We start from the raw sequence: 10,881 nt of genomic DNA on the forward strand, positions 1-10,881 counted from the left end.
CATGTTAAAGTCTCCTTTGATTTGAATAGAGATCTCATTTATTTCAATGAAGTACATCCTCGTTTGTTATTTGGGTAATTCTATTAAATGGAAACCCAACCAGTTACATGTAAAACTTCATTGAATGAGGTGATAGTCTATACAGCGGGTATGCATTATGCTCCCAGGAAAATCACATCAATTTCTCTATTCAAGAATATTAAGTTTTCACTAGTTAGGTTTAGTAGAAAAATATATAAATATTCGTCTACACTATTTAGTATTTCAAATACGAGAAAGTTTGAAATTTTAAAGAAAATAAAACGTGATAAATAGGGACTTTCAGCTATCTGAGATGGTAAAGACATTAAAAATTGCATGGCAAAACAAAGCTGCTTCCTGCGCTGAAAAGCGTGGCGTCAGCCACTTTGTTCTTTTATAATTTTATATTTTGGGGTAGAGATATCTCTTTCAGATAAAAGCATGGCATAAAGTGCTTAGCTTTTTAATTTTGTTAAGTTAAGTTTTCAAAAATAAGATAAATTTAGGGGGAAAATTATGAATTATACAACTCAAATGGATGCAGCTAAAAAAGGCATTATAACAAGAGAAATGACAATAGTTGCAGAAAAAGAAAATATGGATGTAGAAGTTTTAAGCGGGTTAGTAGCAGAAGGAAAAGTTGCAATACCAGCTAATAAAAATCATAAAAATTTAGATCCAGAAGGTGTTGGGGAAGGCCTTAGAACAAAAATCAATGTAAATCTTGGAATTTCAAAGGATTGTCCAAATTGTGAAAAGGAATTAGAAAAAGTAAAAACAGCTTTAGATATGAAAGCAGAAGCTATTATGGATTTATCAAACTATGGAAAGACAGAAGGAATGAGAAAGAAAATAGTTGATATGTCTACAGCAATGCTTGGAACAGTGCCAATATATGATGCAGTAGGATTTTATGATAAAGAATTAAGAGATATAACAGCAAAAGAATTTTTAGATGTAGTTGATAAGCATGGGAGAGATGGGGTAGATTTTATCACAATTCATGCAGGATTAAATAGAGAAGCTGTAGAAACAGTAAAAAGAAATAAGAGATTAACTCATATTGTTTCAAGAGGAGGTTCTTTATTATTTGCATGGATGGAACTTAATAATAAAGAAAATCCATTTTATGAACATTTTGATGAATTACTAGATATATGTGCTAAATATGATATAACTGTTTCATTAGGTGATGCTTTAAGACCAGGTTCAATTAATGATTCAACTGATGCAAGCCAAATAAAAGAGCTTATAACTTTAGGTGAACTTACTAAGAGAGCTTGGGAAAAGAATGTTCAAGTTATTATTGAAGGACCAGGCCACATGGCTCTTAATGAAATAAAGGCAAATATGCAACTTCAAAAGAAATTATGCCACAATGCTCCTTTCTATGTGTTAGGACCTTTAGTTACTGATATTGCTCCAGGTTATGACCATATAACTTCTGCTATTGGTGGAGCTATTGCAGCTACTTATGGAGCAGATTTCTTATGTTATGTAACTCCAGCAGAACATTTAAGACTTCCTAATTTAGATGATATGAAGGAAGGAATAATTGCGTCTAAAATAGCTGCTCATGCAGCTGATATAGCTAAGGGAATTAAAGGTGCTAGAGACTGGGATAATGCTATGAGTAAAGCAAGAGCAGATTTAGATTGGGAAGAAATATTTAATCAATCTCTAGATGAAGAAAAGGCAAGAAGATATAGAAAAGAATCAAGTCCACATGATGAAGAAAGTTGTACAATGTGTGGTAAAATGTGCTCTATGAGAACTATGAAAAAGATTTTAAATGGAGAAGATTTAAATATTTTAAGAGATTAATTTAAAATAGAAAAATTAAAAGATACCTGTAGCTGTGACATTTTGTCATATTGAGGCTGCAGGTATTTTTTTGTTAAGGAAATTGATAAAAAGATAAAAAAATTTAATGTTTGATATAAAAAATCAAAAAAATTAAAAGGAAATTAAAATAAATGTTTACAAATTAAAGAAGAACATGTAAAATTAACAATAACAAAAATGAAAAGGGGGATATATTATCTATGAAAAGAAGGGATAAAAAATTTATTTCTATGGTTACAGCTGTAGCGTTGTCTTTTTCGATAGTATTAAATGGGGCAGTAAATACAAAAGCAGGACAAATTTCTCAGGAGGACTTAAAAGAACTACTTAAAAGTAAAATTAGTGATTATGATAAAAATAATCAAAAGTATTTGAAAAATAAATTTAAAAGTGATTCTTTAGATGAAAATAATACTAAGGAATTAAATCAAGAGGAAGAAATAAGAGTAATTGTTCAGTTAGAAGATGCACCAGCAATAGAAGAAAATGATGGTGCTGACTATACAGACTCAGTAAAAAGTAGTGAAGAAAATATAAAAGATTCTCAAGTAGATATAATTTCTAAGGCAGAAGAAATTACAGGTTCAAGTGTCAGAAGAAGCTTTGGATATTTAGTAAATGGTTTTTCTATTAATACTAAGAGAAAAAATATTGATGCATTAAGTAAAATAGATGGGGTAAAGTGCGTTACAGAAGTAAGGTCCTATAAACCAAGTATGGAAGCTGCAAAAAATATCTTAGGTGCTAAAAGCACATGGAATGACTTAGGATATAAAGGAGAAGGAATGGTAGTATCAATTATTGATACAGGAATTGATTATAGACATAAAGATTTACAAAAAATAAATGAAGAAAATACTAAGATAAAAAAATCAGAAGCAGAGAGTAAAGCAAAAGAACTTGAACATGGACAGTATTTTACTGACAAAGTTCCATATGGATACAACTATGCTGATGAAAATACAAATATTATTGATGATGGAAGCATGCATGGTATGCACGTTGCTGGAATTGTTGCAGCAAATGGTGATGAAAGTGGTACAAGTACCTATGAAACAGTAAAAGGAATTGCTCCAGAAGCACAGCTTTTAGCAATGAAGGTATTTACAAATAATCCTGATATGAGTTCAGCTTATGATGATGATATAATAGCTGCCATTGAAGATTCAGTAAAATTAGGTGCAGATGTAATTAATATGAGTTTAGGTTCAACAGCTGGTTTTACTAACCCAGATGATCCGGAAAATGCAGCAGTACAAAGAGCAACAGAAGCAGGAGTTATTTGTGTTATATCAGCAGGTAATTCAGGAACATCAACTGAACTTAGTGACTGGGATCAGCCTAATGATTTATTAGAAATTAAAGATACAAGTACTATTGGTTCTCCATCAACAGCTTCATCAAGTCTTTCAGTAGCATCTATGGAAAATACAAATTTAGCATCTAGTGCAATGGCTTATGAAAGTACTAAAGGAGTTAAAGAAAAGGTAGAGTATAGTACTCCAGATAAAGATTCTTTAAGCAAACTTGCAGGTACATTTACTTTAGTTGACTGTGGCTCTGGAAGTGAAGAAGATTTTAAAGATAAAGATTTAACTGGAAAAGTTGCGTTAATAGAGAGAGGAATTAACACATTCCAAGAAAAATATAATGGAGCAATAAATAAAGGAGCAGAAGGAGTTATTATTTATAACCATACTAGTGGTGGAGATGTAACTATAGGAATGAGTATTAGTGGCATAACTAAACCAGTAATAAGTATGGGACATTCACAAGGTGAAGCTATTAAAAACCTTATAAGTGAAGGGGATGATACATTTACTTTATCTTTCTCTGGAGATGTAGTGGTTTCTGAAAATCCAGATATAGCAGATATGTCACAATATACTTCATGGGGAGCTACTTCAGATTTAGAGTTTAAGCCTGAAATAACAGCACCAGGTGGAGATATTTATTCCTTAGCTAATAACGATTCATACCAAGTTATGAGTGGTACATCTATGGCAGCACCAAATACAGCAGGTTCTGAAGCTTTAATAATTCAAGCTGTTAAAAAGAAATTCCCTAATTTAAGTGGAGAAGAGTTAGTTAGATTCGTTAAGAATACTGCAATGAATACTGCAAAACCAATGATAGATAAATATGATGAATCAAATGCTATTCCTTATTCTCCAAGAAGACAAGGAGCAGGTCTTTTAAATATTGTGAATGCTATAAACAATAATGTTATTATTAAGTATAAAGATGGAAAAGGTGCAGCTGCTTTAAAGGAAGTTGATAATACCACAAAATTCCAATTAACTTTAACTAATTATGGAGATAAAGAAGTAACATATACTTTAAAAGATGAAAAGGTATATGGTGAAAGACTTGATGATAAAAAAGTTATTCATGAAGAAGTGTTAAATGGTTCTGTAGCAAGATTTGATAGTGATTCAGTTACTTTAAAGAAAGGAGAAAGTAAAGTAGTAAATGTTACTTTAAATATTAATTCTGAAGAAGAAAAAGATAGATTTGTTGAAGGATATTTAAACTTTACTTCTACTGATGAAAATGTTCCATCATTATCAGTACCTTTCATGGGATTCTATGGTGATTGGAGCGCTGAAAGTATTATAGATACACCTAATTATAAAGATGGAAAAAGTATTATTGGTACTAGTGGATTAGTAGATAATGAAAAATCTCTTTATGGTTCATATACTGAGGATAATCAATTATATGTAGATAAAGATAAAGTTGCCTTTTCACCAAATGGAGATAAAATTAAGGAAAATGTAACTCCAGCATTATATTTACTTAGAAATGCTAGAGAATTAAAGGTAGAAGTTTTAGATAAAGACGGAAATACAGTTAGAGAATTGTATAATGATGAATATGTAAGAAAGAATATTTTATCAGATGGTACTAAGCCAAAATATCTTGGGGCAGCTGCATGGAATGGAACTATTTATGATGCAAAGACAGGAAAATATGTTAAAACAGAAGATGGTCAATATACAGTAAAAGTAACAAGTAAAATAGACTATGAAAATGCTAAAGAGCAAGTTTTAGAACTACCAGTAAAAATTGATACTAAAGCTCCAGAAGTTAAAATACAAGGAGTAGAAAAATATATAGATAATAATGGAAATAGTCACTTTAAGTTATCTTGGGAGGCAAAAGATAATGAAGGTGAATCAAGTATAATGCCAATTTTTGAAGTTGCAGTTAACGGACAAGCTGTTAATGTAGACTCAAGTATGGTTAATAAGCTTGAAGATACGTACTCTACTGATATTCCATTTGAAGATGGAGAAGTGAATGAGGTAAAGGTAGCTGTAACAGACTATGCAGGAAATATTGCTACTACTGAAAGCAAAGAAAAGTCAGTTTCTCTTAAGACTATTGCACTTTCAGGAATGAAAGATGAAATGGTGGTAGGATTAAGTGATTTAGTAGATAATAAATTCTTAGTAAAGGGAACAGCAGGAGATAACCTAAAAGTTCTTAAGATAAATGACAAGGAAGTAGAAGTAAAAGATAATTATTTTACAGAAGCTATAGAATTAAAAGAAGGAGAAAATGAAATAAAGGTTTATGCTGAAGATAAATCAGGAAAACCAGTTATGGATACAGTTTATAAAGTGATTTTAGATACAAAAGCTCCAGATCTTAAAGTGCAAGATACTTTAACTGAAAAAGCTCCTTATTATACAACTGAAAATTCAGATTTAAAAATTAATGTTGAAGTTGAAGATAAGACTGAATGTAAGGTTTCAGTAATAAATAAATCAGATAAAGATGATACTGAAAAAGAAGTTGTTTTAGATGCTAATAATAAGGCAGAAGCAGAGGTTAAACTTGTAAGTGGATTAAATAAAATTCAACTATCAGCAGAAGATAAATCAGGAAATAAAACTGTTAAAACATATTTAGTAATGAAAGGTGACAGTACTGCAAAAACAAGTGTTACAATTGATAATCTATCTTATGCGGAATACTTTAATGAAAGTAACTTAAATAATGGGGTATACACAGTTAAGGGTCATGTTAATAATAAGAACAGTACATTAAAGATTGATGGAACAGAAATTAAAATAAATGATGATTTAACATTTAGCTATGATAAGAAAGTTAATGTTGGTAGAAACTTAGTTAATATAGAAATTATTCGTGAAGATGGAAGCACTACAAGCTATGCATATAAAATATTCTATGATACTAAAGCTCCATCAATTAAACTAGATACTCCAGAGCAAAGAGGAGATAGTAAGATTTATGTTAATGATGAAAACTTTAATTTAAAAGGTGTTCTTAAGGAAGATTGGTTTGGATATGCTTTATATGTTAATGGAGAAAAATTATTATCTGGAGAAGAAGATCCATCTAAGAGAGGACAGGGAATAGAAAAGGACTTTGAAAAACATATTAAGTTAGTTGATGGTGAAAATATTATAAAGGTTGAAGCAGTAGACGCCAATGATAACTCAATGAAGCAAGATTTAGTAGTAGTTTTAGATAAGGTGGCTCCAACTAAACCAGAAATTAAATTAAGCACAGATAAAGTTACTAATAAGCCTGTAACTGTTAATTTATCAACAGCAGAAGATATGATTGATAGAATAGAATATAGCACTGATGGTGAAAACTTTGTCAAGTATGATGGTGAATTTAATGTTGGTGATTCAGTAACAGTATATGCAAGAACTGTGGACTATGCAGGAAATGTAAGTGGAGATAGTACTGCAGAAGTTAAAATTGATACTACAAAACCAGTAGTAACACTAACAGGGGTTATAGATGGACAAACTTACTATGAACCAGTAGATTTAAAAGCAGAAGCTGATGATAAAGATGCAAAGATAACAGTATTAGTAAATGGTAAAGAATATAATGGTGAAGCTTTAGATGTTGAAGGAGATTATACTGTAGAGGTTTATGCAGAAGATGAAGCAGGCAATAAGTCAGATGTAGTTAAAAAATCATTTAAATTAGCTCAAAACTCTATTAATTTTGATGGAGAAGTAAAACATAATGATATTAAACCTGCTGGAGATAATTATGTATTTGAATCATTAGTAGATGATAATGTGAAAGTTAATATTACAGATCCTGAAAAGGGTGCATTAATAGTTACACCAAATACTAAAGTAGAGTTTGGAAAAGATATTGTTAATTCATTTGGTGAAAATGGAGCTTTATATACTCAAAAAGTATATGAAGATAATGAATTACTATCATCATTAAACTCAATAGGAAAAGTATTTGAAATTGGAGTTAATAATGGCGAAGATATAGTAGATTTAGGTGAAGGAAAAGCAAATATATCATTTAAACTAGATAAGAATGAATTAAGTGCTAAAGATACTTCAAAATTAAAAGTTTATATCTATGATGAAGAAAATAATAAATGGATAGCATTAGAAAGTAAATTTGATAATACTACTTCAACAATTACTACAGAAGCAAGTAAGTTAGGTAAGTTTACAGTAGCAGAATTAGAAGAAGAAAAGGAAGTTACAGATGGTGCAGTAGATACTAGAGATAATAGTGAAAAAGATAATGCGGCTAAAAATAATACAAATATAGATAAAGAAGAAAGTGTTGCAAACAACAATTCAGTAAGTATTAATAATAAGAATTCTAAGATTACTTCATCTACTAAAACTGGAGATAGCATAGTTTTTGCAGGTGCAGTAGCAGCAGTAGCATTAGTAGCTGGAGTTATAGCCCTTTTAACTAGAAAGAAAAAATAATATTTTAAAATATTTAGATAGCAGTTATTTAAGTCCAGGGAAATTATAGTTTTCCTGGGCTTGATTTCATATGTAAATATTAAGCCCTTTAAAATATCCTTTATGATGAATTTTTATAAAAATATATCTAGGTAGAAGTAAGGTATATGTATGGTTTGTATAGAATAGATTAAATTAAATTTAAAAAAGCAAGAAAAAAATTAGAAAAAGTTCTTGATTATCGTTTACATGTGGTTTATTATATAGTTAATCGGTTTACTGAAACAATTAATTAACTGAAACTTGATGGAGGGCGTGAAGATGAATAAGATATGCATACTTGGAAGTATGAATATGGACATGGTTCTTAGGGTTAAAGATCAGCCTAAGGAAGGCGAAACAATTTTATCAAAATCATTTAAAAAGATACCTGGTGGAAAAGGTGCAAATCAAGCAGTTGCAGCAAAGAGAAGTGGCGCAGAAGTCTCTATGATAGCCAAAATAGGAAAAGATGATAATGGTAAATATCTTAAGAAGAAATTAGAAGATGAAAATATAGATACAAGTTTTGTTTTTGAAGATGATATAGAAGCCACTGGTATGGCTATAATAACTATAAATGATAAAGGAGACAATTCAATTATTGTAGTTCCTGGTTCAAATATGAAGTTAAAAGAAGAAGAAATTGAAACAGTTTATAGTAGTCTTGAAAAAAGTGATATATTAATAGCTCAATTTGAAACAAATGAAGATATGACAATAAAAGCATTTAAGAAAGCTAAGGAACTTGGAAAAGTAACAATATTAAATCCAGCACCAGCCAAAGAAATAGATGATGAATTATTAAGAGTAACAGATATAATAATTCCTAACGAAACAGAAGCTGAAGTTCTTACAGGAGTAAAGGTGGAATCTTTAGAAGATGCACAAAAAGCTGGTAAGGTTTTCTTAGAAAAAGGAGTAAAGTACACAATAATAACTTTAGGCTCTAAAGGTGCAGCAGTTATAACAGAAGATTCTTGTGAGCTTGTATCAGCATATAAAGTTAACGCAATAGATACTACAGCAGCAGGAGATAGCTTTATTGGAGGATTAAGTTCAAAGATTCAGTGTGATAATCTTACAAAAGAAAATTTAATTAAATCTGTAAGCTTTGGAAATAAAGTGTCATCAATTGCAGTTCAAAGAGCTGGCGCACAACCATCTATTCCTTATTTAAAAGAAGTAATAGATATTTATGGGGAGGAGTAATAAGTAATGAAAAAGACACCATTATTAAATAGTAATATAAGCAGTGTAATTGCTAATATGGGACATACTGAAATGTTGGCAATAGGGGATTCAGGTCTTCCTATACCATCTGAAACAGAAAGGATAGATTTAGCGCTTATAAAAGGAATTCCAGGCTTTATAGATACATTAAAAGCAACTCTTCTTGAACTTCAAATAGAAGAGGTTATACTAGCGAGTGAAATTATAGAATTCAATAATGATTTATTAGAAGAAATTAAATCAATTGTTGGAGATGTTAAGATAACTTTTATCTCTCATGAAGAATTTAAAGAAAAATTAAAGTCCTGTAAGGCAGTAATTAGAACAGGGGAACAAAAAGCTTATGCAAATATAATTTTAAAATCAGGAGTTGTATTTTAATTGCAGAGGAGGAAGGCTTATGAGTACAAAGACACCAATGCTTAAAATGGAAGGGGTATCTAAGATATTTCCAGGTGTAAAAGCATTAGATAACGTACATATAACTGCTTATGGTGGAGAAGTAACAGCACTTATGGGGGAAAATGGTGCTGGAAAATCTACTCTTATGAAGGTTCTAAGTGGAGTATATAAAAAGGATGAAGGAAAAATATTTATTCAAGGACAAGAAACTGATATTTCAAATATTAAAGAAGCTGAAGAACTTGGAGTAACTATAATTCATCAAGAAATGAGTGTGATTAATAATCTTACTGTAGCTGAAAATATATTCTTAGGAAATGAAAAATATGATAGTAAAACAAGAAGAATTAATAAAAAATTATTAGTTGAGAGAAGTAAGTTATTCTTAGAGCAGATAGGATGTAATATTGATCCTAATAAATTAGTTGGAGAGCTAAATGTAGGTGAAAAACAGATGGTTGAAATAGCAAAGGCATTAACTAAAAATGCTGCAATCATAATAATGGATGAGCCTACTACAGCATTAACAGAAGTAGAGACTAAAAACTTATTTAAGGTAATAAATAGTTTAAAGGAAAAAGGAATTGCAATAATATACATATCTCATAGAATGGAAGAAATTTTTGCAATCTGTGATAGAGTTGAAGTACTTAGAGATGGTAAATATGCTGGTAATGCATTAATAAAGGATATAGATAATGATAAGTTAGTTGCCATGATGGTTGGTAGAAGCATAGAAGATCAGTACCCTTATAAAGAAACTAAAAAAGGCAATAACATTCTTGAAGTTTCAAATTTAAGTTCAAATGAAGGAGTAAAAAATGCTTCCTTTAATGTAAGAGAAGGAGAAATACTTGGAATTGCTGGACTTATGGGTTCTGGAAGAACAGAGCTTGCGAAAACTATATTTGGAGAATATAAAAAAACTTCAGGAACAATTAAATTAAGAGGTAAAGAAGTAAATTTTAAAAATATACAAGACGCTATAAATAATAAAGTATGTTATTTATCAGAGGATAGAAAAAAAGAAGGTTGTGTTCTTGGTCTATCGGTAGCAGAAAATATGATTTTAAGTAATCTTAGAAAGTATAAAAACGTTGTAAAACGTATTGATAAAAAAGAAGCATATGAAGAGGTTGATTATTATATTAAGAAGATAAATATAAAGACACCTAGTAGAAATCAGCAAATAGGAAAACTTAGTGGAGGAAATCAACAAAAGGTTATTTTAGCAAAATGGCTTATGCTATCTCCAGATGTTCTTATAATTGATGAACCAACTAGAGGTATAGATGTTGGAGCGAAAAAAGAAATATATGAAGGCTGTATTTTTAAATACAGTGATAATGTAGACTAGTTATTCAAATATGGGTGGACGTCCCTTAAAGTTCATACTTAGATAAGGATGTTCTCCTTTTATGTTTATAGGACATTCCTGAATTTTTGAAAATATAAATTTAAAAAGTGCTAGATAATTAGCTAAATACTTGGTAGATACCCCTCTATATACTGAAATAAACCTTTTTATATTGCTGTGGAGACTATTTATTTTTTGAATGTTATACTCCTTGAAACTTCTACAACCACTTGGAATTGCAATATGATTTATCTTAGAATAAGAAGA

Annotated in this window: 4 protein-coding genes and 2 pseudogenes; 5 read left to right on the forward strand and 1 reads right to left on the reverse strand. The window is 30.1% G+C overall.

The features are described 5' to 3' along the window. The first annotated feature begins 537 nt into the window (after positions 1–537). The 5 genes and pseudogenes from thiC to BM384_RS11820 form a co-directional block, all read left to right on the forward strand. Complete coding sequence (gene thiC, locus BM384_RS11800; RefSeq protein ID WP_090013838.1) at positions 538–1,845, forward strand: phosphomethylpyrimidine synthase ThiC; 1,308 nt, start codon at positions 538–540, stop codon at positions 1,843–1,845. Positions 1,846–2,066: 221 nt separating this feature from the next. Continuing rightward, complete coding sequence (locus BM384_RS11805) at positions 2,067–7,604, forward strand: S8 family serine peptidase (RefSeq protein WP_090013840.1); 5,538 nt, start codon at positions 2,067–2,069, stop codon at positions 7,602–7,604. Between the two features lie 300 nt (positions 7,605–7,904). Continuing rightward, on the forward strand, positions 7,905–8,834 hold the full coding sequence (gene rbsK / locus BM384_RS11810; protein ID WP_090013842.1) for a ribokinase: 930 nt from the start codon (positions 7,905–7,907) through the stop codon (positions 8,832–8,834). 6 nt (positions 8,835–8,840) lie between these two features. Further along, positions 8,841–9,236 (forward strand): D-ribose pyranase, encoded by a 396-nt coding sequence (gene rbsD, locus BM384_RS11815; RefSeq protein WP_090013844.1) that lies wholly within the window; start codon positions 8,841–8,843, stop codon positions 9,234–9,236. A 19-nt stretch (positions 9,237–9,255) separates the two neighbouring features. Continuing rightward, positions 9,256–10,578: pseudogene (locus tag BM384_RS11820) on the forward strand (sugar ABC transporter ATP-binding protein); the annotation flags it as partial. 36 nt (positions 10,579–10,614) lie between these two features. Here BM384_RS11820 and BM384_RS17960 read toward each other — a convergent pair. Beyond that, positions 10,615–10,881: pseudogene (locus BM384_RS17960) on the reverse strand (IS1595 family transposase); the annotation flags it as partial.

It is taken from the genome of Clostridium sp. DSM 8431 (assembly GCF_900116755.1).
Taxonomy (GTDB): domain Bacteria; phylum Bacillota; class Clostridia; order Clostridiales; family Clostridiaceae; genus Clostridium.